Raw genomic sequence first — 21138 nt, forward strand, 5'->3', positions numbered from 1 at the left:
CGTCATCATTCCACGTCATGCTTGCGTCACGCGCAATATCGGGCGACGATAGATGGCTCGGCGTGCGTAAATCTTGCAATGTGCGCCAACATGGCGGCAGCAGCCGGCGCGCCGCCGCCACGCACGCCGAAGCATTGGCGGCGCCCCGCACTCAAGAAAGTATCGTTCGCGCCGTTATTGCACGTACAAGCGGTATGCTCGCGAACGCCGGGCAGCGTCGGGTACGGCGCGTGCGTCGGGCTGGGGAGCGCGGGCGCCGGCCGGCTGTCTTGCGCGGGGCTGCGCCGCGTCGTGCGCTTCTGGTGCACTCCTCGTGCGCTTCATGTCGCGACGGGCGGCCGCCTGCCGGGCGGCGGCGGGTGCGGTCTGGTGTGACGTGACGTGGCGTGACGTGGTGCGGCGTGGTGCGGCGTGGTGTGGCATACGGACCGCCCGTTGCGGGCCCTGGGCCATCCGGGCCGGCTGGCGCGCAGACGCGCCAGCGCAAAGACGCGGCAACGCAAATCCGGCGCGGCCGGCACCGGTGCGGACGTTCGCTCCAGTACGGGCTGTGCCGGCGGGTGCGGAAAACAGGCAGGAGAGCAACAGGTTATGGCGACCATCAAGGATGTGGCGGCAGTGGCAGGCGTGTCGTTCACGACGGTGTCTCACGTCGTGAACAACTCGCGTCCGGTGTCGGCCGATGTGCGCGCGAAAGTCGAGCATGCGATCCGTCAGCTGCACTACGTGCCGTCCGCGGTCGCGCGCTCGCTGAAAGCGCGGGCGACGGCGACGATCGGTCTGGTGGTGCCGAACAGCACCAATCCGTATTTCGCGGAGCTGGCGCGGGGCATCGAGGACGGTTGCGCGCGCAACGGCTACTGCGTGTTCTTCTGCAATTCCGACGACGATCCCGCGAAGCAGCGCAATTACCTGCGGGTGCTTCAGGAAAAGCGCATCGACGGCCTCATCGTCGCATCGGCCGGCGACGACGCGGTGCTCGCGCAGGCGCTCGCGGACGCGCGCGAACCGCTCGTGGTCGTGGACCGCAACATCGAGGGGCTTGCCGCGGATCTGGTGCAGATCGACCACGAGAAGGGCGCGTATCTTGCCACCTGTCATCTGCTCGAACTCGGCCACGTGAGGATCGGCTGCATTACCGGGCCGGTGTCGACGGCGGTCAGCGCGATGCGCGTGCACGGCTTCATTCGCGCGATGGCCGAGCGCGGCATCGACATCGCACCGGGCGCGATCGTCGAAAGCGATTTCTCCGGAACCGGCGGCTATCGGGCCGCGAGCCAGCTGTTCGACACGCTTGCGCCGTCGGCGCTGTTTGCCGGCAACGACATGATGGGCATCGGGGCGCTGCGCGCGGCGGCCGAACGCGGCATCCGGGTTCCGCGCGACTGCTCGATCATCGGTTTCGACGACATCGAGCTTGGCCGCTTCACCTATCCGGCGCTGTCGACGGTCGGCCAGTCGGTGCGCGCGCTCGGCGAGATGGCCGCGCAGACGCTGATCGAGCGCATCACGGGCAACCCGGCCAGCACCGGCGGTATCGGCGGCGCAGGCGGCACAGGCGGCGCCGGCAGCGCGCAGATGCGCCGGCGCGTGATGGCCCCGCGCCTGATCCTGCGCGAATCCACCGCGCCGTGGTCCGGCGCGGCGCGCGTCGCCGCCGCGGCCTAGACGGGCGACGCTGCCCAGGCATGTCGGACGGGCGGGCCCGACATCCATGCGAGCGTCTTGCGGCGTGCTCGCGGACCGCTCGCGCCGCGCCGCCTCGCACCCTCTGCCTGTTCCTCGCTGTGAGCCTCTCTGTGTTCCTCTCTGTGAGCCTCGTGTAATCGTCGTGTGACGTGCACTGCGCACCTCTGCGACGTGACAAAAAACGTAAAGGCATGCTCGCCGCATGCCGTTAACGCCGGTCAGAGCGCCCATCAGAAGGCGCCTTTCCCACGGCGCGCACCCTGCGCGGCGTTTAACCGAAATGTCAGAGGAAACAGCATGTTGAACAAGGGCATCACCATCAGGGCGCGCATCGGCGTCGTCATGGCCTTTCTTGCGGCGCTGTTGCTGATCATCGGCGTCCTCGGACTGACCGGGATGAGTCACACGAACGCCGCCTACGACGAGACCTACACGAACGACATGCCGAGCGCGGTCGCGATCGCGAACGCCGAGATCTATGCCGCGCGCGAGCGCCTCGCGCTCGACCGGGCTGGCTTCATGTACGGCACGCCACAGGTGGCGGACATCGTTGCGCGCGCACACATGCTGCGCGATCGCTCGGACATGTGGTGGAAGAAATACCTGGCGTTGCCGCGCGGCCCCGAGGAAGACCGCCTCGCGCAGGCGGTCGCCGCGCAGCGCACCGCGCTGCAGCAGGCGCTCGACGCGTTCGGGCAGGCGATTAACGGCCCCGACCAGTCGAAGATCGCGCCTGCGGCGCAACAGTTGCAGGTGCACTACAGCGCGTTGTCCGCGGCGGACGACACATTGTCGAAATATCAGTTCAAGCAGGCGCAGGACGGCTACAACGACGCGCAGACCGGATTCATGACGTTTCGTCTCGTCAGCATCGGCGCGGTGGCGCTGGGGCTGGCGGCTGCGCTCTTTTCTTACCTGACGCTCAGCCGCGCGATCGGCCGGCCGCTTGCCGACGCGCTCGAACATTTCGACGCGATCGCCGCGGGCGATCTGCGCCGTCCGGTCGAGGTCCGCTCGCGCGACGAAATGGGGCAGCTGCTCGACGGCGTCGCGAAGATGCAGCGCAGCCTCGCGGACACGGTGCGCGCGGTGCGCGGCAGCAGCGAGTCGATCGCCACGGCCACGCGCCAGATTGCCGCCGGCAACCTCGACCTGTCGTCGCGGACCGAGGAGCAGGCCTCGGCGCTGCAGGAAACCGCGTCGAGCATGGACCAGCTCACCGGCACCGTGAGGCAGAACGCCGACAACGCGCGCCAGGCGAGCGCGCTTGCCGCCAACGCGTCGGAGATCGCCAATCGCGGCAATCGCGTGGTGGGCGAAGTCGTCGGCACGATGGGGGAGATCAACCAGAGCTCGGCGAAGATCGCGGACATCATTACGATCATCGAGGGCATCGCGTTCCAGACCAATATCCTTGCGCTGAACGCGGCTGTCGAGGCGGCCCGCGCGGGCGAGGAAGGCCGTGGCTTCGCGGTGGTCGCCGGCGAGGTGCGCAGCCTCGCGCAGCGGTCGTCGGCGGCGGCCAAGGAAATCAAGGAGCTGATCGACACGTCGGTCGCGCGGGTGCAGTCGGGCTCGTCGCTGGTCGACGAAGCGGGCCGCACGATGACCGAGATCATCGGCGCGGTCCAGCGCGTGACGGACATCATGGGCGAGATTGCGGCGGCCTCCGAGGAGCAGAGCGGCGGCATCGACCAGGTCGCGCGCGCGGTCACGCAAATGGACGAGGTGACCCAGCAGAACGCGGCGCTCGTCGAGGAAGCGGCCGCCGCGGCGCAGTCGCTCGAGGACCAGGCCGGCCGGCTGCGCTCGGCGGTCGCGGTGTTCCAGGTCGGCGACGCGGGCGGTCTCGCCGCACAGCCGGCGTTTGTGTCGGCGACGGCCTCCGCGCCGGCGCCGCGGGTCGCGGCGAAGCCCGCCGCCCGCCGACCCGCCGCGCCGGCGCGCGCGGCACGCCCGGCGCCCGCCGCAGGTGCAGGTGCAAGCACGGGCACGGGCACGGCCGCGCCGGCAGCCGGGGCGGCGGCCCTTGCCCCGGCGTCCGCCGCGCCCAGGGCGCCCGCCGTGGCTGCCGTCGTTGCAGCCGGCAGCGACAAGGACTGGGAAACCTTCTGAACGCGGTCCGCGCGCGGCCGGCGCGGCGTCCTGGCCGCGTTCGCGCCCGCATGGCCAGGTCGGGCGGCTCTGCCGCCGCGCCTCCCTCTTTCGGTGAAATGTGCTGTTACAGGGAGAAACGCAGACTTTTGCGCGTTTCGTGCGTTTGACCTCCTGGTCTGGCTCGCGATCCGGTACATTGACGGGCGCGAGCGCCGGTCAAGCTACCGGCTGCCCGGCGAACCGGCGCAGCGTGCCGGCTGCCCGCCGTTGGGAACCGTTGCCGTGCCAGCCACAAAGGATCGACATGACGCCTCACGACCTCGCACAGCGCCTCGTTCAGGCGCGCCGGCATCATCGCCTGATCGACGCCGCGCCGCCGGACGACGTGCCACCCGACGCGGCCTCGGCGTATGCGATCCAGCAAGCCGTGCTCGCCGGCCTCGGCGAGACCGCCGGCGCGTGGAAGATCGGTGCGGCGGCGCCCGGCGGCGCGGTGGCGGGCGCGCCGGTGCCGCGCGCGCTGGTGTTCGCTTCGCCCGCACGGGTCGACTATGCGGGCTTTTTTCGCGTCGTGCTCGAACTGGAACTGGGGTTCCGTTTTGCGGAGCCCATCGCGCCGCGCCGCGAGGTCTATGCACGTGACGAAGTGCTCGCGCAACTCGGCTGGGTGTTGCCGACACTTGAAATCGTCGACAGCCGCTATGCCGAATGGCCCAACGTCGCGCCGCTTGCGCAGCTCGCCGACGCGCAGAACAACGGCGCGCTGGTGACCGGCCACCCGGTGCCCTATGCCGGGTTCGCGCGCAGTTTCGATTTCGTCGCGCCGCAGCTCGAACTGTCTTTTGACGGCGTGTCGCTCGTGCCCGAGTCGCCCGGCAACCCGGCGGGCGATCCGCGTGAACTGCTGGTGTGGTTCGTCAACCATTGCGCCGCGATGGGTATCACGATCGAGCCCGAGTGGACCATCACCACCGGCTCGTACGTCGGCGGCCATCGCCTCGAGCGTCCGGGCCTCGTGCACGGCCACTTCGACGGCCTCGGCGAAGTCGAGCTCGAACTGCGCTGATCCGCCCGCATCCGGGCACATCCGGGCACGCCTGGCTGAGTCGGTGCGCCGATGCGTCGTCAATGCCGCATCCACGGATTTTCCTTACCCGTATACACCGATACGCGTGCTGCCGCGCCTGCCGTTAAGCCGGTCAGGGCAGCGCGCGCCGCGCGCGCGCCAGCGAACCATTGACGCGGGCATCCGTCACAGAGAGGATCGACATGTAACACTCGATAACCCTTGTGCACGGCAAGGCCCTCGCGTGCGTTGAGGAGAGAAAACGCGGTGATCGCGTCGTGCGCGCAGCACGATGCACGCGTGCGGCAACGGGTGCGTCCCGGCGGTGCGCGCGGCCCGGCAGGCGCGGGTCGCGACCGGCGAGGGCGACAGTAACGGGAGGATGGGGAATGCGTGAGAGCAGCGGCAATCGGCGCAAGATTGTAGGTGAGCGAACCGGTGTTTCCAAGGCCGATGCGCACGACGCACACGACGACTGCAAATTCACGAAGTAGGCCGTGAAAAAAAATTTAAAAGGGTTTAGGATGATTTCGAGCGATGTCGTTTCCGATTAGCGCGCCGCGCACGACATCGGTCTAGACTTTGGCGAGGAGGTAGCATGGATATCTACAGCAGCTTCGCGACCCGCTTCGAGAAAACCCGGGAGGAAGAGCTCTCGCTCGAGGAGTATCTCGCGCTCTGCAAGGACAATCCCGCTGCATATGCAACAGCTGGCGAACGCATGCTGGCAGCCATCGGCGAACCTGAGCAGATCGACACTCGCAACGATCCGCGCCTGTCGCGTATCTTCGCGAACAAGGTCATCAAGGTATACCCCGCCTTCCGCGAGTTCTACGGCATGGAAGACGTGATCGAGCAGGTGGTGGCGTATTTCCGGCATTCGGCCCAGGGGCTCGAAGAAAAGAAACAGATCCTGTATCTGCTCGGCCCGGTGGGCGGCGGCAAGTCGTCGATCGCGGAGCGTCTGAAGCAGTTGATGGAGCGCGTGCCGTTCTACGCGATCAAGGGTTCGCCGGTCAACGAGTCGCCGCTCGGGCTGTTCGACTACGACGAAGACGGCCCGATTCTCGAAGAGCAATACGGCATTCCGCGCCGCTATCTGAAGAGCATCCTGAGCCCGTGGGCGGTCAAGCGCCTGCACGAGTACAACGGCGATATCCGCAAGTTCCGCGTGGTGCGCCGCTACCCGTCGATCCTGCGGCAGATCGGCATCGCGAAGACCGAGCCGGGGGACGAGAACAACCAGGACATCTCGTCGCTGGTCGGCAAGGTCGATATCCGCAAGCTCGAACAGTACGCGCAGGACGACGCCGACGCCTACAGCTACTCGGGCGGCCTGTGCCTCGCGAACCAGGGGCTGCTCGAATTCGTCGAAATGTTCAAGGCGCCGATCAAGGTGCTGCACCCGCTGCTCACCGCGACGCAGGAAGGCAACTTCAAGGGCACCGAGGGGTTCGGCGCGATTCCGTTCGACGGTGTGATCCTCGCGCACTCGAACGAGTCGGAATGGAAGGCGTTCCGCAACAACCGCAACAACGAGGCGCTGCTCGACCGGATCTTCGTCGTGAAGGTGCCGTACTGCCTGCGCTACTCGGAAGAGGTCAGGATCTACGAGAAGCTGATCCGCAACTCGTCGCTGGCGAATGCGGTCTGCGCGCCCGGCACGCTGAAGATGATGGCGCAGTTCTCGGTGCTCACGCGGCTGCAGGAGCCGGAGAATTCGAGCCTGTTCTCGAAGATGCAGGTGTACGACGGCGAGAACCTGAAGGACACCGACCCGAAAGCGAAGTCCTACCAGGAGTATCGCGACTTTGCCGGGGTCGACGAAGGGATGACCGGCGTGTCGACCCGCTTCGCGTTCAAGATCCTGTCGCGCGTGTTCAACTTCGATACGTCGGAGGTCGCGGCCAATCCGGTGCATCTGATGTACGTGCTCGAACAGCAGATCGAGCGCGAGCAGTTCCCGCCGGAAACGGAGCAGAAGTACCTGTCCTTCATCAAGGACGTGCTCGCGTCGCGCTATGCCGAATTCATCGGCAAGGAGATTCAGACCGCGTATCTGGAGTCGTACTCCGAGTACGGGCAGAACATCTTCGACCGCTACGTCACGTATGCGGACTTCTGGATCCAGGATCAGGAGTTCCGCGACCACGACACCGGCGAGAGCTTCGACCGCGCGGCGCTGAATGCGGAACTGGAGAAGATCGAGAAGCCGGCGGGCATCAGCAACCCGAAGGACTTCCGCAACGAGATCGTCAATTTCGTGTTGCGCGCGCGCGCGGCCAACGGCGGCAAGAATCCCGCGTGGATCAGCTACGAGAAGCTGCGCGTCGTGATCGAAAAGAAGATGTTCTCGAACACGGAGGAACTGTTGCCGGTCATCTCGTTCAATGCAAAGGGGTCGGCGGAGGAACAGCGCAAGCACGAAGACTTCGTCAACCGGATGGTCGCCAAGGGCTACACGCCGAAGCAGGTGCGGCTGCTGTGCGACTGGTACCTGCGCGTGCGCAAGTCGTCATGACCTGCGCAGCGCGCTGCCCGCGCGGGGGAGCCGCGCGGGCCCCCTGCGGGGCGCGGGCCGGATGAGGCGAACGCCGCATCCGCCGCCTGCGCGCCGCACACCCGAAATCAGAGCGGGAGACCGGATGTGCTTCATCAAATCATCGACCGCAGGCTAGCAGGCAAGAACAAGAGTATTGCGAACCGCGAACGCTTCCTGCGTCGCGTCAAGAACTATATTCGCCGCGCCGTCTCGGACGCGGTGCGCGACCGCAGCATCAAGGACATCCAGAACACCCAGAGCATCACGATTCCGCGCAAGGACATCGCGGAACCGTCGTTCCGGCACGGGCCGGGCGGGCGGCGCGAGATGGTGCATCCGGGCAACGAGGATTACGTGCGCGGCGACCGCATTCCGCGCCCGCAGGGCGGGGGCGGCGCCGGCGGCGGCAGCCAGGCGAGCAACGAGGGCGAAGGCCAGGACGACTTCGTGTTCGAGCTGAGCCGCGAGGAATTCATGCAGTATTTCTTCGACGACCTCGAACTGCCGCGCCTCGTCAAAACCCATCTGCTCGCGGTGCCGACGTGGAAGAACATCCGCGCGGGCTGGGCCGCGGAAGGCACGCCGAACAACATCGACGTGGTGCGTTCGCTGCGCAGCGCGCTCGGTCGGCGCATCGCGCTCGGCGCGCCGCTCGTCAACGAACTGCATGAACTGGAGCGCGAACTCGAAGAACTGAAGGCCGACCCGGCCGACCGCCGCGAAGAGATCCGCGTGCTCGAAGAGCAGATTCACCACCTGCGCGGACGCATCTGGCGCATTCCGTTCATCGATCCGTTCGACCTGCGCTACGTGAACCGCGTGAAGCAGCCGCAGCCGTCGAGCCAGGCGGTGATGTTCTGCCTGATGGACGTGTCCGGTTCGATGGACGAGCAGCGCAAGGATCTCGCCAAACGCTTCTTCATCCTGCTGTACCTGTTCCTGAAGCGCAATTACGAGCGCATCGAAGTGGTGTTCATCCGCCACCATACGCGCGCCGAAGAGGTCGACGAGGACACGTTCTTCCATTCGACCGAAAGCGGCGGCACGGTCGTCTCGAGCGCGCTTGAACTGATGAAAAAGGTGATGGAGGAGCGCTACTCGCCGAGCGAATGGAACATTTACGGCGCACAGGCGTCCGACGGCGACAACTGGACCGACGATTCGCCGAAATGCCGCAAGATCCTCGCAGATGACATTCTCGACAAGGTGCGTTATTTTGCGTATATCCAGGTCACGCCGGAAGAGCAGAACCTGTGGCTCGAATATGCGCAACTGGCCGTCACGCAGCCGCACATGGCCATGAAAAAGGTCGAGACCGCCTCGGACATCTACCCGGTGTTCCGCGAGCTGTTCGAGAAGCAGGTGGCGTCATCATGAGCGCCAAACATCTACATAATGAAGCGCGGGGCTATCAGCCGGAGCGCAAGGCGGAGGCCGGCGCGGCCGGCCCCGCCGGCACCGCGTCCGAAGAGAGCACTGCGGAACGGGGACACACCGGAACGCCCGCCGACGGGCAAAGGGAAGTCCGTATGAACATCGCTGACAGGCATCCGTTGCCGTGTCCGTCCGACTGGACCTTCGAGCTGATCGAGGAATACGACACGCATATCGCGCATGTTGCGGAGCAATACGAGCTGGACGTCTATCCGATCCAGCTGGAGCTGATCAGCGCGGAGCAGATGATGGATGCGTATGCATCCGTCGGGATGCCGGTGAACTACCGGCACTGGTCCTTCGGCAAGCACTTTCTCGCCACCGAGAAGAGCTACCGCCGCGGCCAGATGGGGCTTGCGTACGAGATCGTGATCAACTCGAACCCCTGTATCGCGTACCTGATGGAAGAGAACACGATGACGATGCAGGCGCTCGTCATCGCGCACGCGGCGTACGGGCACAATTCGTTTTTCAAGGGTAATTATCTGTTCCGGCTGTGGACGGACGCGCACGCGATCGTCGACTACCTGGTCTATGCAAAAAACTATATCGCGGAGTGCGAGGAGCGCTACGGGCTCGATCGCGTCGAGGAACTGCTCGATTCGTGCCACGCGCTGATGAACTACGGCGTCGACCGCTACAAGCGTCCGCAGAAGCTGTCGCTCGAAAAGGAGGCGATCGCGCGCCGCGAGCGCGAGGCGTACCTGCAGTCGCAGGTCAACGAACTGTGGCGCACGCTGCCGAACCGCCATACCCCGTTGCCGGAAGAAACCGACACGCGCTATCCGCCCGAGCCGCAGGAAAATCTGCTGTACTTCGCGGAAAAGAACGCGCCGCTGCTGGAGCCGTGGGAGCGCGAGGTGATCCGCATCGTGCGCAAGATCGGCCAATACTTCTACCCGCAGCGCCAGACCCAGGTGATGAACGAGGGCTGGGCTACGTTCTGGCACTACACGCTGCTCAATACGCTATATAACCAGGGCAAGCTGGAAGACGGCTTCATGATGGAGTTTCTCCATTCGCACAGCAATGTCGTCTACCAGCCGCCGGTCACGAAGCCGTATTACAGCGGGATCAATCCGTACGCGCTCGGCTTTTCGATGATGAGCGACATCCGCCGCATCTGCGAAACGCCCACCGACGAAGACCGCAAGTGGTTTCCGGAGCTGGCGGGCAGCCCGTGGCTGCCGGCGCTGCACTACGCGATGCGCAATTTCAAGGACGAGAGTTTTGTCGCGCAATACCTGTCGCCGCACCTGATCCGCGAAATGCGGCTCTTCTCGGTGCTCGACGACGACATGCGCGATGCGCTCGAAGTGTCGGCGATCCACGACGAGAGCGGCTATCAGTACGTGCGGCAGGCGCTGTCACGGCAATACGACATGCATCACCGCGAGCCGAATATCCAGGTCTGGTCGGTCAACACGCGCGGCGACCGCAGTCTGACGCTGCGGCATTTCATGAGCGACAACCGCCATCTGTCCAACGATTCCGACGAGGTGCTCAAGCACATGGCGCGGCTGTGGCAGTTCGACGTGTTCCTGGAGAGTGTCGACGAGAACGGGACGGTCAGAAAGCGCTACGAATGCCGTTATCGGGCGCCCACGGTGCGCGTCTAGCCGCGACGTGGGTGAGGGGCGCGGCGTCCGTCATGGGCGCTCGCCTGTCTGGCGAGGCCAGCCTTTGCGCTGGCTTTTTCTTTTTTTGACGCGTGTCCCGGTGTCCCCGTGTCCCGGAGATCGGGACACGGATCGATCCGATACCCCGTCCGGGTTCTGCCAATCCACCATCAAAAAACGCCCGGTCATGGACCGGGCGAAGTCACCAGCAAGGTGGCGACGGAGGAGTGCTTTCTTCGCGCGCGAACCCGCTTTTGACAGCGGGTCCACGCCTGTTGTCCGGCACGCGCGGTGCCCGGCGGCCGATCAGTGGCCCACATACACCGGCGGCGAGTACGAGCTCACGGCCGTGTCGGTGCGCTGGCCTGCCTGCGAGCTCCCTGCGCTAGCCGGGCCGAAACCGCTCGTGTCACCTTGCTGCGCGTGAACGCGTGCTTCGGCGGCCTGGATGTCGGCCGGATAGTACGGGTCGCGGCCGCGCGACGGGGTGTAGCCGGCCTGTTCGAGTTGCACCAGTTGCGCGCGCACTTCGGCGCGGGTCAGCGGCTGGTTCGACTGAGCGAACGACACCGCGGGGACAGCGAGAACAGCAGCAATGGCAACAGCCTGGATAAGCGACTTCATGATCTTGACCTCCGAAAATTGTTTTATCGGCTCCCCTCGGCGAACCCGCCTCGCGGGTCGCTGGGCGCTCGATACCTATTGCGCCGCGGCCGGATTAATGGCCGAAATAAACCGGGTTTGCACCGTTCACGTCGATTCGCGCACCCGACTGCGACGTCTGGTCCGCCACGCCGCCGAACGCGCGATCCGCTGCGGCCGCGTTGCCGCGCTCGGCCGCGACGGTCTGCGCGTTTTGCCCTTGCTGCGAAGCCGGCGCGCCCACAGCCGGGCGGTAGAACGGCGCGGGACCGAAACCGCTTGCAAACGCCGGCGCGGCGAGGGTGGCGGAAGCGGCAACGAGGACAGCGGCGAGGATCTTGTTCGTCATGATCGTGACTCCTTTCAGATTCAACTTCATTTAAGGGTGGCGCTGCGAAGGTCCGGTTGGGCTCTGTCTGCAACGTCGATGGAATGCAGTGTATACCCTTACTATCGAATATTTGTGTCGATAGCTCGAAATGACTATTTCGATTTCACCGACAATCGTGAAAAGCCCGCCACGCCTGGCCGACAGCGGAGGGCACACACGCTGTCAAGCCCATGAACGGATCCAGTGGGGTTTCTTGCAGCGATGACGGCATGCCATCCGACCGGGCGTCGGTTTGCGCAATCGCCGACACGAGCGGGGCGGCAGCGTCAGTGCGCCACCGCACGGTTCGCATTCGTTTTGTGACTTGAAACGCGGGTTTTGGCGCCGTACCCTGCAGAGGCTCCTGTGAGCAGTGTGTGTGTTGTGTCTGTTGGCGCTCCACCGCGAAACCGGTCGGTGGAGTGCTTTTTGTGCATGACCGTTCCCGCAGGTTCCGACCCCCCGCTTGCAACGATGTGGATGCGCACAGTACGCCCGCTGCGCGACATGCAGATTGATTCGTTATCCTATGAAACTGGGCCGTGCCTTCCCAGCGTACGAGCTCTGCGACTATCGTGCCGGCTTGTGCGCCGCACGCCGGAGCACTTGATTCACGTCAAGCACCCGTCCGCAAAGAAGCCGATGATGAGCTATCGATCGCGCCATGCGCGCCGGGCGGCGCGCGGGCGACCACGCGTCACGCTTCGGCGCAGGGGGGCGAAACATGTATCAGCGGATTCTGGTCGCGGTGGACGGCAGCGCCTCGTCGCAGCGGGCGCTGGACGAGGCAATCGGCATGGCCCGGACGGGGCGCGGCAAGGTGAGCGCGGTGTACGTGCTCGACCAGTCCGTCTCGTTCACGTACGCGGGCGAGTACGATCCGCGCGCCTACCTGGCGGCGCTGCGCGGCGAGGGCGAGCGTGTGCTCGACGACACGCGCCGGCGCTTCGCCGCAGCCGGCATCGACGGCGAGGCGCGCCTGCTCGACACGGCGAGCCCGGGCGAAGACGTCGCAAGCTGTCTGCAGCATGAGGCGCAGCGCTGGCCGGCCGACCTGGTCGTGATGGGCACGCACGGCCGCCGCGGTATCCGGCGCCTCGTGCTCGGCAGTGTCGCCGAGCGCTTCCTGCGTTTTTCGACCTGTCCGGTGCTGCTGGTCCGCGAGGAAGCGCCGGCCGTCGAGCCGGTCTGACAGGCGAGGGCGGGCACGGGAGGGCGATCGCGCGCCGGTTTGCGCCTTGCCGCACGGCGTGCGTCGACTATGCTGGAAGCAGCGCGCGCTCGTGGCCGTCCGACCGCGGGCTGCGCCGATTCTCGGGCAGATGCCATGCATATCCATTTTCCGCAGGAAATCCCGGAGTATTGCGGCCGGGATCTGGTGCTCGCATTCACGGCGATCGTCGACGGCGAGCCGGTGCAGTGCGTGATTACCGGCGAGGCGCTGGAGGACCATTTCGGCGCGGCCTCGCTGCGCGAAAGCGATCTGCTCGCAGCGTTCGACGCGCATCGTTCGGCGATCGAGCACGCGGCGCAGCAGATGCTGAACGAAGTCGGCGGACGGCCGGTGCTGCTGCATAGCGCGGTGTTCCGCTTCTGCAGTTGATACGCGCGCGGCGCGCGCCGCGCGAGGGAGCGGACACGATGCGTGCGATGGTCTACGACGGCAGCGCGGCGCGGCTGCACGAGCAGCACTGGCCGGATCCGGTGCCGTCGCGAGGCCAGTTGCTGATCGACGTGCGCGCGTGCGGCGTGTGCCGCACCGACCTGCACCTGATCGATCACGAACTGCCGGACCCGAAGCGCCCGGTCATCCCCGGTCACGAGATCGTCGGCACCGTCGCCGCGCTTGGCGAGGGCGTCAGCGGATTCCGGCTGGGCGAGCGCGTCGGCGTGCCCTGGCTCGGCCATACCTGCGGCGGCTGCCGCTATTGCGCAACGGGGCGCGAAAATCTGTGCGACGCGCCGGGCTTCACCGGCTACACGCTCGACGGCGGCTATGCGGAGCGCACGGTTGCCGACAGCCGCTACTGTTTCCGGCTGCCGCCGCAGTATTCGGACGTCGAGGCGGCGCCGCTGCTGTGCGCGGGCCTGATCGGCTACCGCGCGCTCGCGATGGCCGGCGACGCGCAGCGCATCGGCCTGTACGGTTTCGGCGCGGCCGCGCATCTGGTCGCGCAGGTTGCGCGTCACCAGCGGCGCGACGTGTATGCGTTTTCACGCCCCGGCGACGCCGCCGCCCAGCAGTTCGCCCGCACGCTCGGCGCGTGCTGGGCGGGCGGCAGCGACACGCTGCCGCCGGTCGAGCTCGACGCGGCGCTGCTGTTCGCGCCGGTCGGCGCACTCGTGCCGCAGGCGCTGCGGGCGGTCGCGAAGGGCGGCATCGTCGTGTGCGGGGGAATCCACATGAGCGACATCCCTGCCTTTCCGTATGCGTTCCTGTGGGGCGAGCGGCGCGTCGTGTCGGTGGCGAACCTGACCCGCGCGGACGGTAGCGCTTTTCTGCGGATCGCGGGCGAGACGCATCTCGACATTCATACGCGCACGTATGCGCTGCGCCACGCGAACGCGGCGCTCGCGGATCTGCGCGCCGGCCGCGTGAGCGGCGCCGCGGTGCTCACCTGCTGACGCCGCGCGCACCGCCGCTTCATACGCCCTCGTCCTCGCCGAACAGCTTGTGGCGCACCGCATAGCGCACCAGCGCGGCTTCGTGCGGCATCTGCATCTTTTCGAGGATGCGGGTCTTGTACGTACTGACGGTTTTGGTGCTGACGCACAGTTCGTTGGCGATCTCGGTGATCGTCTGGCCGGACGCGATGCGGCGGAACACGTCGAACTCGCGGTCCGACAGGCGCTGGTGCGGCAACGACTCGGCCGGCTCGTTCAGGCTCTGCGCGAAGCGCTCGGCCATCGCGAGGCTCACATAGACGCCGCCGGCCGCAATCTTCGTGACGGCGGACACCAGTTCCGCGCTCGCGCTTTCCTTGGTCAGATAACCGGAGGCGCCGGCCTTGAACGCGCGCACCGCGTACTGCTGCTCGGCGTGCATCGTCAGCACGAGAATGCGCAGCGCGGGCTTCTCGTCCTTGATCTGGCGGATCAGCTCGATGCCGTTGCGGCCCGGCATCGACAGGTCGAGCACCAGCACCTGCGCGTCGGTCGAGCGGATCAGCGCGATCGTGCTCGCGCTGTCGTTCGCCTCGCCGGCGACGTCGAAGCCGCTCACGCTTTGCAGGATGTGCCGCAGGCCATCGCGCACCAGCGCGTGGTCGTCCGCGATCAGCACTCGGGTCATGTCGGGCTCTCCTGTTCTTCTATCGCATGTAATGGGAAGGTGACGACGACGGCAAACCCGACGCCGTTGCCGGTCCGGATGTCGACCGAGCCGCCGAGCATGTGCGCGCGTTCGCGCATGCCGAGCAGTCCAAAGGATTTTTCGCCGGGCCGCGCATGCGGATCGACCCCTTTGCCGTTGTCGGCGATGCGCAGCACGCAGGTGTCGCCGCTCACGCGGATTTCCAGCGTGACGCGGGTCGCATCCGCGTGACGCGCGACGTTGGTGAGCGCCTCCTGGACGATGCGGAACACGGTGGTCGCGCTGCGCCGGCTAAAGCGGATGCCGGCCACCTCGATCTGCCGCGCGACGTCGATGCCGTAGCGGTTCGTGAAGTCGTTCGCGAGCCATTCGATCGCCGGCACGAGGCCGAGGTCGTCGAGCATCACGGGCCGCAGATCGGCCGCGATGCGCCGGACCGACGCGACGGTGGCATCGATCAGGCGGCGCATCTCGCGCAGATGCGCGAACAGGCCGTCGCGCGCGGTGTCCGGTTCGGCGAGCCGCTCTTCGAGCGCGGAAAGATCCATTTTCAGCGCGGTCAGCTGCTGGCCGAGATCGTCGTGCAGTTCGCGCGCGATGCGCGTCTTTTCCTCCTCGCGCACCGACTGCAGGTTCGCGGACAGCTCGCGAAGTTCTTCGCGCGCCTTGCGCTGGGCTTCGTCGGCGCGGACGCGCTCGGTGACGTCGCGCAGCATGACGGTATAGAGTTTGCCGCTCGCGTCGCGGATCTGCGAGATCGACGCCTCGATCGGGAACTCCTCGCCGTTCGCGCGCAGCCCGAACAGCACGCGCTGCTTGCCCATCTGGCGGTCCGACACGCCGGTCACGCCGAACTGGTCGACGTGCCGCGCATGGGCGTCGCGAAACCGCTCGGGGATGAAGCGCGCGAGCGGCGCGCCGATCGCCTCCATCGCGGGCACGCCGAACAGCTGCTCGGCCATCGGGTTGAAGATGACGACGCGCTGCTGTTCGTCGATCGTGATGATCGCCTCCATCGACGAGCGGATGATGCCCATCATGCGTGCCTCGTCGAGGCTCGACTGGGTGCGGGCGCGGCGCGTTTCGCTGACGATGCCGCTGCGCTGGCGCGCGGCGAGCCACGCGAGCGCGGCGAACGCCAGCGTGCAGAGCAGACCGCCGAGCAGGACGGCGGGGCCGGTGTAGTCGGTGCCGGCGGCCAGATAGCGCTCGTCGGCCGTGTAGACGAGCGTGAGCGGCAGGCCGGCGATGCGCAGGAAGGCGGTGTGGCGGATGGCCGACGCGCTGTCCACGCCCAGGTCGCCCGGCGGCTCCGAGTAGTAGAGCGGCGTCGCGGCGGGCCCGGCGAGCGCCTGCAGCGCGATGCCCCACGGATGCGCGAGCCCGTGCGCGAACAGCGCGCGCGCATCGATTATCGCGATCAGGACCCCGATCACGCGACGTCCGGCGGCGGGGGTGGACCCGTCGCCGTCGTAGACCGGCAGATACAGTTCGAGATGCGGCGCGAGCGTGACGCCGCCGACGCCCCGCGGCGCGGCAATGATCGCGAGCGCGGACTTTCCGGACGCGAGCACGCGCTGCAACGCGGCGCGCCGGTCGGGCTCGCGGGCCAGATCGACGTCATCGGGCGGCGCGCCGTCGTAGTGCGGCGCCATCAGCGTGACGGCGGCGGCCGGCACGGCGCCGGCGTCGGCGGGCGCGCCCGCGAGGGACGATGCGGGGGCGCCAGCCGGGGGAGATGCGGCGGGCGCGGCGGGTTCCGGGCGTGCAGCGGTTGCGGTGGTTGCTGCGGTTGCTGCGGTTGCGGTGGTTGCGGTGGTTGCAGCGGTTGCGGTGGGTGCTGCGGGTGCTGCGGGTGCAGCGGGTGCAGTCGACGCAGCGGGCGCAGCGGACGTGGCAGACGCAGCGGCTGCAGCAAGCGGCGCATAGCCCAGCGCGCGGACGTACGGCAGCGTGTCGTCGAGATCGAGGCGCGCCACGTACTGGCGCCATGCGTCGGATGTGAGCGCCGGCGTGGTCGCGACGAGGGCGCCCGCGCCGCGCAGCACGTCTTCGCAGGCGGCGAAATCGTGGCGCAGATCGCTGGTGATCTGTGCGGTGTGCAGCACGAAGCGGTTGCGCGCCGCCTGCCGGGTCTGCGCCTCGACGCGCCACCACGTGCCGAGCGCGATGGCCAGCACGAGTGCGAACGTGAGGACGCCAGCGAAGGCCGGGTGCCGGACCAGCGCGGTCAACCGGTTACGCACGGAAGCGGGAGCGCGACTGCGTGGGGGCGCGCGTTGCCATGTCGGATCATGGAGTGACTCGTTCTGTCGGGATGGGGTCTTGTCCGGTCGGCCGGATGCCGCGCGCGCGGGCGAGGCGCGCCGCCGCGTCCGGCGCACGGAGACGAGCGGGAACGAATTGTGATTAACATTTTGCACCGGACGCGCGGTCGCTGCCAATGCTGTTCGACATGGCGTCCGTAGCGGCAGGTCGCGGCGAGACGGCGTCCGCTGCGCGCAGCGTCGATGCGGTGCGCCGGGGCGGACCGTGGGGGGCGGCGCGGCCAGGTCGTTGGCCCGCATGCCGACAAAAAAAGGCGCCCATAAGACAGGGCGCCGAATATTGCGCGGGGGCTCTTGACCGCGCAATCCTGGACGGGAACGCAGCGGCAGCGCGCGGTGCGCGTGCCTCGATGCGGCCTATCTTCGGCGATCCGGCGCCGACGCTGCCTGATCTGGATCAAGCGGCGAATCAAAGGCTGGATCGAGCGCCCGGCCAGGCGTGGGATCAGCCGCTCGATGCGGCGCGCCGTGCGAGGATGACCGGCAACGGGGCGCCGATTTGCCGCGCCCGCCGGCCGCGCGTTCGTATAGAGTAGGAGGGCAAGCATGCCGTCGTCATCCCGATCCACCCTGCGCGGAGGGCTGCCGGTCAGATGAAATACAAGGACTATTACGCAACCCTCGGAGTCGAGCGCGCCGCGACCCAGGACGACATCAAGCGCGCCTATCGCAAGCTCGCGCGCAAGTTCCATCCCGACATCAGCCGCGAGACCGATGCGGAGGCGCGCTTCAAGGAGGTCGGCGAAGCCTACGAGGTGCTGAAAGATCCGGAAAAGCGCGCCGCCTACGACCGCATGGGCAGCAACTGGCGCGCCGGCGAGGAATTCCAGCCGCCGCCGGACTGGGACGAGGGCTTCGAATTCAGCGGCCGCGAGCGGGGTGATGCGGCAGGGCCGGATCTCGACGATTTCTTCGCCGAACTGTTCGGCGGGCGTCACCGGGCGGGGCCGCACGGCGCTACGGCGATGGCCGGTCAGGATCACCATGCGAAGGTGCTGATCGATCTGGAAGACGCCTATCGCGGCGCGCAGCGCACGGTGACGCTGCAGATGCCGGCGCTCGACGCGCAGGGCCATGTCGCGCTGACGACGCGCACGCTGGACGTGGCGATTCCGAAAGGCATCCGCGCGGGGCAGCATCTGCGGCTGGCCGGTCAGGGCGGTCCGGCGGTCGGCGGCGCGCCGCCCGGCGACCTGTATCTCGAGATCGGCTTTCACGCACACCCGCGCTTTCGCGTGGACGGCCGCGACGTGTCGATCGACCTGCCGGTCGCGCCGTGGGAAGCGGCGCTCGGCGCGCGCGTCGAGGTGCCCACGCCCGACGGCACGTTCGAAGTCGCCGTGCCCGCCGGCTCGGCCGCCGGACGGCGCCTGCGGCTGAAGGGCAAGGGCATCCCCGCACAGCCGCCGGGCGATTTCTACGCGGTGCTCGCGATCGTGCTGCCGCCGGCCGACAGCGAGCCCGCGCGGGCCGCTTATGAGGCGATGCGGCGGGCGTTCCGCTTCGATCCGCGCGCCCCGCTGTCATGAATGCGTCGCAGGCGCCAGCGCCGAATGGAGGAGGATCCGTGACGACCTATCTGGAAGGCCAGCTTGTCGACGATGGCGTCGAATTCACGCTGGTGGAGTTGTGCCGGGTGAGCGGCGCGTCAGCCGAGGAGGTTACGCTGTGGGTGGCCGAAGGTGCGTTCGAGCCGCGCGGCACGGGGCCGCAGGAGTGGCGCTTCAGCGGCGCGGCGCTGCGCCGCGTGCGGACCGCGCAGCGCCTCGCGCACGACTTGCAGATCAATCCGCCGGGGATCGCGCTCGCGCTCGACCTGCTCGACGAGATTGCCACGCTGCGCGCGCGGCCGCGCCGTCCCGGGCGCAGCTAGCCAGCGTTCGTTTTCGTGCGGTGCTGCTCAGGCCAGCGCGGCGAAGCCTTCGGCGAGCGCTTCGGGCTGTGTCGGCCGCACGACCCGGGCGACTTCGGCGCCGTCGCGCAGGAAGATCAGCGTGGGCCACAGCTTGACGCGAAACGAGCGGCCGAGCGCGCGCCCCGGTCCGTCTTCGATCTTCAGCCGGCGCACATCGTCGCGCCCGGCGAACGCGGCATCGATCAGCGGCTGCGCGCGCTGGCAGTAGCCGCACCAGTCGGTGCCGAATTCGAGGACGGCGGCGCCCGCGAGCGCGTCGATTTCGGCGCGCGTCGGCGCGGCGGGGGAGTAGGGAACGGCAGCGGTCATCGAGACTCCGGCAGACGATGGATGGACACCCGACTGTAGCCGAAACCGGCCCGCCGGGTCGGCCGCCCGCGCGGGCCGCGCACGGCGGGGGCCCGCCTCGGACATAATGAAGCCGGCGCATGTTGCGATCGCGCCCGACCGTCATTACAGAGGATTATCCCGATGGATCGCCTGCAGGCCATGGAAGTCTTTACGCGCGTGGTGGAAACCAACAGCTTCTCGAAGGCTGCGGAGCTGCTCGATCTGCCGCGCGGTTCGGTGAGCAACCTGATCCAGGGGCTCGAGGAGCACGTCGGCGTGCGGCTGCTGAACCGTACGACGCGCCAGGTCAGCGTGACCGAGGACGGCGCGCTGTTCTACGAGCGCTGCATCAACATTCTCGCGGACCTCGCGGATGCCGAGTCGTCGCTGTCGAACAAGCGGCAGACGCCAGCCGGCACGATCCGCGTCGACACCTCGGGCACGATTGCCCGCGCGCTGCTGCTGCCTGCGCTCGGCGATTTCTACCAGCGCTATCCGCAGATCGACGTGCGGCTCGGTCTCGCGGACCGCAACATCGACCTGATCCAGGACGGCGTCGACTGCGTGATCCGGATGGGCCGGCTGGAAGAGTCGAGCCTCGTCGCGCGGCGGATCGGCAGCTCGCGCATCACGACCTGCGCTTCGCCGGACTATCTCGACGAGTATGGTACGCCGACCACCCTCGACGAACTGCAAACGCATCGCGCGGTCAACTATGTGTCCGCGCGCTCGGGGAAGATGTTCCCGTTCGAGTACGCGGTGAACGGCGAGACCGTCAAGGTGACGCTGGAGAGCGTGCTCGCGGTCAACGACGGCTCGGTTTACATCAGCGCCGGCGTGCTCGGCTACGGGATCATCCAGCCGTCGCGCTTCATGGTCGCGGAGCGGATTGCGCGCGGCGAGTTGCGCGAGATCCTGACGGCTTACCAGGTGCCGCCGACGCCGCTGTCGATCGTCTACCCGCACCGGCGCAGCCTGACGTCCCGGGTGCGCGCGTTCACCGACTGGGTGACCGAACTGGCGCGGCAGAACCCCGATCTCGCCGAGTGAGCGGTCCGCGCGCGTCGCCCCGGCGCGCACTTGCGGTCGGGCGTGCGCGCGCCCGGGCTGGGGGGCATTAGCCGTCGACCGTTAGCCGATAGCCGATAGCCGATAGCCGATAGCCCCTCGCCCTCAGCCCTGGGCTTGCGCCAGCAGCGCGACGATCTGCGCGACCGTGCCGGTTTCGCCGAGTCGCGGGAAAATGCGCGCGATCGAATTGTCGTGCGCGTCCGCGTTCAGATCGGTCATCGCGTCCACTGCGAGCGTCACGTTCAGGCCGAGTTCGTGCGCAAAGCGTGCGGTCGATTCGACGCCGATGCTGGTCGCGATCCCGGCGATCACCACCTGGGTTACACCGAGCGCGGCAAGATGCGCGCCGAGCCCGGTATTCGTGAACGCGCCCCACGTGTGTTTGGTCACGACGTGATCGTCCGGCTGACGCGCCAGTTCAGGGACGAGCTCGGCCCAGTCGTCGGGGAACGCAGTGGCCCGCGGTCCCTGTTCGTTGCGGCCCGGCGCGCCGCCCGCCACGTTGACGAGCACGACGGGCAGCCGGTGCTGGCGGAACGCGTCGAGCAGCACGCGCGTGGTGCGCACGATGTCGGCCGCGGGGTGGGGGGCCGTCGGCAAGGCGACGATGCCGCGCTGCAGATCGACGACGATCAGCGCGGTCCTGGGGTCGAGCGTGGTAATGGCCATGGGTTTTCCTTCCGGGTTCAGGTGAATGGCGCGGGGAGCGCCGGGGCCCAAGCG

Annotated in this window: 18 protein-coding genes; 12 read left to right on the forward strand and 6 right to left on the reverse strand. The window is 67.6% G+C overall.

The window, feature by feature from the left end:
• Positions 1 to 591: 591 nt before the first annotated feature.
• The 6 genes from AC3AP7_RS07745 to AC3AP7_RS07770 all read left to right on the forward strand — a co-directional run bounded on the left by AC3AP7_RS07745 (position 592) and on the right by AC3AP7_RS07770 (position 10447).
• Positions 592 to 1668, forward strand: coding sequence for a LacI family DNA-binding transcriptional regulator (locus tag AC3AP7_RS07745; protein WP_475764259.1), 1077 nt, complete (start codon positions 592 to 594; stop codon positions 1666 to 1668).
• Between the two features lie 318 nt (positions 1669 to 1986).
• The gene (locus AC3AP7_RS07750) at positions 1987 to 3804 is read left to right on the forward strand and encodes a methyl-accepting chemotaxis protein (RefSeq protein ID WP_475764257.1); all 1818 of its coding nucleotides are present in this window, start codon (positions 1987 to 1989) and stop codon (positions 3802 to 3804) included.
• 286 nt (positions 3805 to 4090) lie between these two features.
• Entirely contained in the window at positions 4091 to 4852 is a 762-nt protein-coding gene (locus AC3AP7_RS07755; protein WP_475764255.1) for a 2-keto-4-pentenoate hydratase, read from the forward strand.
• A 598-nt stretch (positions 4853 to 5450) separates the two neighbouring features.
• Complete coding sequence (locus AC3AP7_RS07760) at positions 5451 to 7373, forward strand: PrkA family serine protein kinase (RefSeq protein ID WP_475764253.1); 1923 nt, start codon at positions 5451 to 5453, stop codon at positions 7371 to 7373.
• Between the two features lie 126 nt (positions 7374 to 7499).
• Positions 7500 to 8771 (forward strand): YeaH/YhbH family protein, encoded by a 1272-nt coding sequence (locus AC3AP7_RS07765; RefSeq protein WP_475764251.1) that lies wholly within the window; start codon positions 7500 to 7502, stop codon positions 8769 to 8771.
• Positions 8768 to 10447: a SpoVR family protein gene (locus tag AC3AP7_RS07770; protein ID WP_475764249.1), complete on the forward strand. Its 1680-nt coding sequence runs from the start codon at positions 8768 to 8770 to the stop codon at positions 10445 to 10447. Before AC3AP7_RS07765 ends, AC3AP7_RS07770 begins: the two co-directional genes overlap by 4 nt.
• A gap of 306 nt (positions 10448 to 10753) precedes the next feature.
• Here AC3AP7_RS07770 and AC3AP7_RS07775 read toward each other — a convergent pair whose 3' ends face one another.
• Complete coding sequence (locus AC3AP7_RS07775; protein ID WP_475764247.1) at positions 10754 to 11071, reverse strand: DUF4148 domain-containing protein; 318 nt, start codon at positions 11069 to 11071, stop codon at positions 10754 to 10756.
• 94 nt (positions 11072 to 11165) lie between these two features.
• The gene (locus tag AC3AP7_RS07780; protein ID WP_475764245.1) at positions 11166 to 11438 is read right to left on the reverse strand and encodes a hypothetical protein; all 273 of its coding nucleotides are present in this window, start codon (positions 11436 to 11438) and stop codon (positions 11166 to 11168) included.
• Positions 11439 to 12183: 745 nt separating this feature from the next.
• Here AC3AP7_RS07780 and AC3AP7_RS07785 point away from each other — a divergent pair.
• The 3 genes from AC3AP7_RS07785 to AC3AP7_RS07795 all read left to right on the forward strand — a co-directional run bounded on the left by AC3AP7_RS07785 (position 12184) and on the right by AC3AP7_RS07795 (position 14084).
• Complete coding sequence (locus AC3AP7_RS07785; RefSeq protein WP_475764243.1) at positions 12184 to 12651, forward strand: universal stress protein; 468 nt, start codon at positions 12184 to 12186, stop codon at positions 12649 to 12651.
• 135 nt (positions 12652 to 12786) lie between these two features.
• Positions 12787 to 13062 (forward strand): DUF1488 family protein, encoded by a 276-nt coding sequence (locus AC3AP7_RS07790; protein WP_475764241.1) that lies wholly within the window; start codon positions 12787 to 12789, stop codon positions 13060 to 13062.
• Between the two features lie 38 nt (positions 13063 to 13100).
• The gene (locus tag AC3AP7_RS07795) at positions 13101 to 14084 is read left to right on the forward strand and encodes a zinc-dependent alcohol dehydrogenase family protein (protein ID WP_475764239.1); all 984 of its coding nucleotides are present in this window, start codon (positions 13101 to 13103) and stop codon (positions 14082 to 14084) included.
• A 19-nt stretch (positions 14085 to 14103) separates the two neighbouring features.
• On the opposite strand, the gene AC3AP7_RS07800 is transcribed toward AC3AP7_RS07795, so the two are convergent.
• Together AC3AP7_RS07800 and AC3AP7_RS07805 are read right to left on the reverse strand one after the other, a co-directional pair.
• Positions 14104 to 14751 (reverse strand): response regulator, encoded by a 648-nt coding sequence (locus AC3AP7_RS07800; RefSeq protein ID WP_475764237.1) that lies wholly within the window; start codon positions 14749 to 14751, stop codon positions 14104 to 14106.
• Positions 14748 to 17018: a PAS domain S-box protein gene (locus AC3AP7_RS07805; protein WP_487362687.1), complete on the reverse strand. Its 2271-nt coding sequence runs from the start codon at positions 17016 to 17018 to the stop codon at positions 14748 to 14750. The genes AC3AP7_RS07800 and AC3AP7_RS07805 overlap by 4 nt, the downstream gene beginning before the upstream one ends.
• Positions 17019 to 17692: 674 nt before the next feature.
• Between AC3AP7_RS07805 and AC3AP7_RS07810 the strand changes: the two genes are divergently transcribed.
• Both AC3AP7_RS07810 and AC3AP7_RS07815 read left to right on the forward strand, forming a co-directional pair.
• Positions 17693 to 18628, forward strand: a complete 936-nt coding sequence (locus AC3AP7_RS07810; RefSeq protein WP_475764233.1) for a DnaJ C-terminal domain-containing protein — start codon at positions 17693 to 17695, stop codon at positions 18626 to 18628.
• The gene (locus AC3AP7_RS07815) at positions 18625 to 18972 is read left to right on the forward strand and encodes a chaperone modulator CbpM (protein WP_475764232.1); all 348 of its coding nucleotides are present in this window, start codon (positions 18625 to 18627) and stop codon (positions 18970 to 18972) included. The genes AC3AP7_RS07810 and AC3AP7_RS07815 overlap by 4 nt, the downstream gene beginning before the upstream one ends.
• A gap of 27 nt (positions 18973 to 18999) precedes the next feature.
• Here AC3AP7_RS07815 and AC3AP7_RS07820 read toward each other — a convergent pair whose 3' ends face one another.
• Entirely contained in the window at positions 19000 to 19323 is a 324-nt protein-coding gene (locus AC3AP7_RS07820) for a thioredoxin family protein (RefSeq protein WP_475764230.1), read from the reverse strand.
• A gap of 162 nt (positions 19324 to 19485) precedes the next feature.
• On the opposite strand from AC3AP7_RS07820, the gene AC3AP7_RS07825 reads away from it, so the two are divergent.
• Positions 19486 to 20394 carry a LysR family transcriptional regulator gene (locus tag AC3AP7_RS07825; protein ID WP_475764228.1) on the forward strand — a complete coding sequence of 303 codons (909 nt, stop codon included), beginning with the start codon at positions 19486 to 19488 and terminating at the stop codon, positions 20392 to 20394.
• Between the two features lie 123 nt (positions 20395 to 20517).
• Here the strand turns inward: AC3AP7_RS07825 and AC3AP7_RS07830 are convergent, their stop codons facing one another.
• Entirely contained in the window at positions 20518 to 21084 is a 567-nt protein-coding gene (locus AC3AP7_RS07830) for a cysteine hydrolase family protein (protein WP_475764226.1), read from the reverse strand.
• Positions 21085 to 21138 lie beyond the last annotated feature (54 nt).

It is taken from the genome of Paraburkholderia sp. PAMB 6770 (assembly GCF_057748135.1).

Coding starts and splice junctions, on each gene's coding strand:
- AC3AP7_RS07745 (WP_475764259.1), top strand. CDS start 592: ATGGCGACCATCAAGGATGTGGCGGCAGTGGCAGGCGTGTCGTTCACG.
- AC3AP7_RS07750 (WP_475764257.1), top strand. CDS start 1,987: ATGTTGAACAAGGGCATCACCATCAGGGCGCGCATCGGCGTCGTCATG.
- AC3AP7_RS07755 (WP_475764255.1), top strand. CDS start 4,091: ATGACGCCTCACGACCTCGCACAGCGCCTCGTTCAGGCGCGCCGGCAT.
- AC3AP7_RS07760 (WP_475764253.1), top strand. CDS start 5,451: ATGGATATCTACAGCAGCTTCGCGACCCGCTTCGAGAAAACCCGGGAG.
- AC3AP7_RS07770 (WP_475764249.1), top strand. CDS start 8,768: ATGAGCGCCAAACATCTACATAATGAAGCGCGGGGCTATCAGCCGGAG.
- AC3AP7_RS07775 (WP_475764247.1), bottom strand. CDS start 11,071: ATGAAGTCGCTTATCCAGGCTGTTGCCATTGCTGCTGTTCTCGCTGTC.
- AC3AP7_RS07780 (WP_475764245.1), bottom strand. CDS start 11,438: ATGACGAACAAGATCCTCGCCGCTGTCCTCGTTGCCGCTTCCGCCACC.
- AC3AP7_RS07785 (WP_475764243.1), top strand. CDS start 12,184: ATGTATCAGCGGATTCTGGTCGCGGTGGACGGCAGCGCCTCGTCGCAG.
- AC3AP7_RS07790 (WP_475764241.1), top strand. CDS start 12,787: ATGCATATCCATTTTCCGCAGGAAATCCCGGAGTATTGCGGCCGGGAT.
- AC3AP7_RS07795 (WP_475764239.1), top strand. CDS start 13,101: ATGCGTGCGATGGTCTACGACGGCAGCGCGGCGCGGCTGCACGAGCAG.
- AC3AP7_RS07800 (WP_475764237.1), bottom strand. CDS start 14,751: ATGACCCGAGTGCTGATCGCGGACGACCACGCGCTGGTGCGCGATGGC.
- AC3AP7_RS07810 (WP_475764233.1), top strand. CDS start 17,693: ATGAAATACAAGGACTATTACGCAACCCTCGGAGTCGAGCGCGCCGCG.
- AC3AP7_RS07815 (WP_475764232.1), top strand. CDS start 18,625: ATGAATGCGTCGCAGGCGCCAGCGCCGAATGGAGGAGGATCCGTGACG.
- AC3AP7_RS07820 (WP_475764230.1), bottom strand. CDS start 19,323: ATGACCGCTGCCGTTCCCTACTCCCCCGCCGCGCCGACGCGCGCCGAA.
- AC3AP7_RS07825 (WP_475764228.1), top strand. CDS start 19,486: ATGGATCGCCTGCAGGCCATGGAAGTCTTTACGCGCGTGGTGGAAACC.
- AC3AP7_RS07830 (WP_475764226.1), bottom strand. CDS start 21,084: ATGGCCATTACCACGCTCGACCCCAGGACCGCGCTGATCGTCGTCGAT.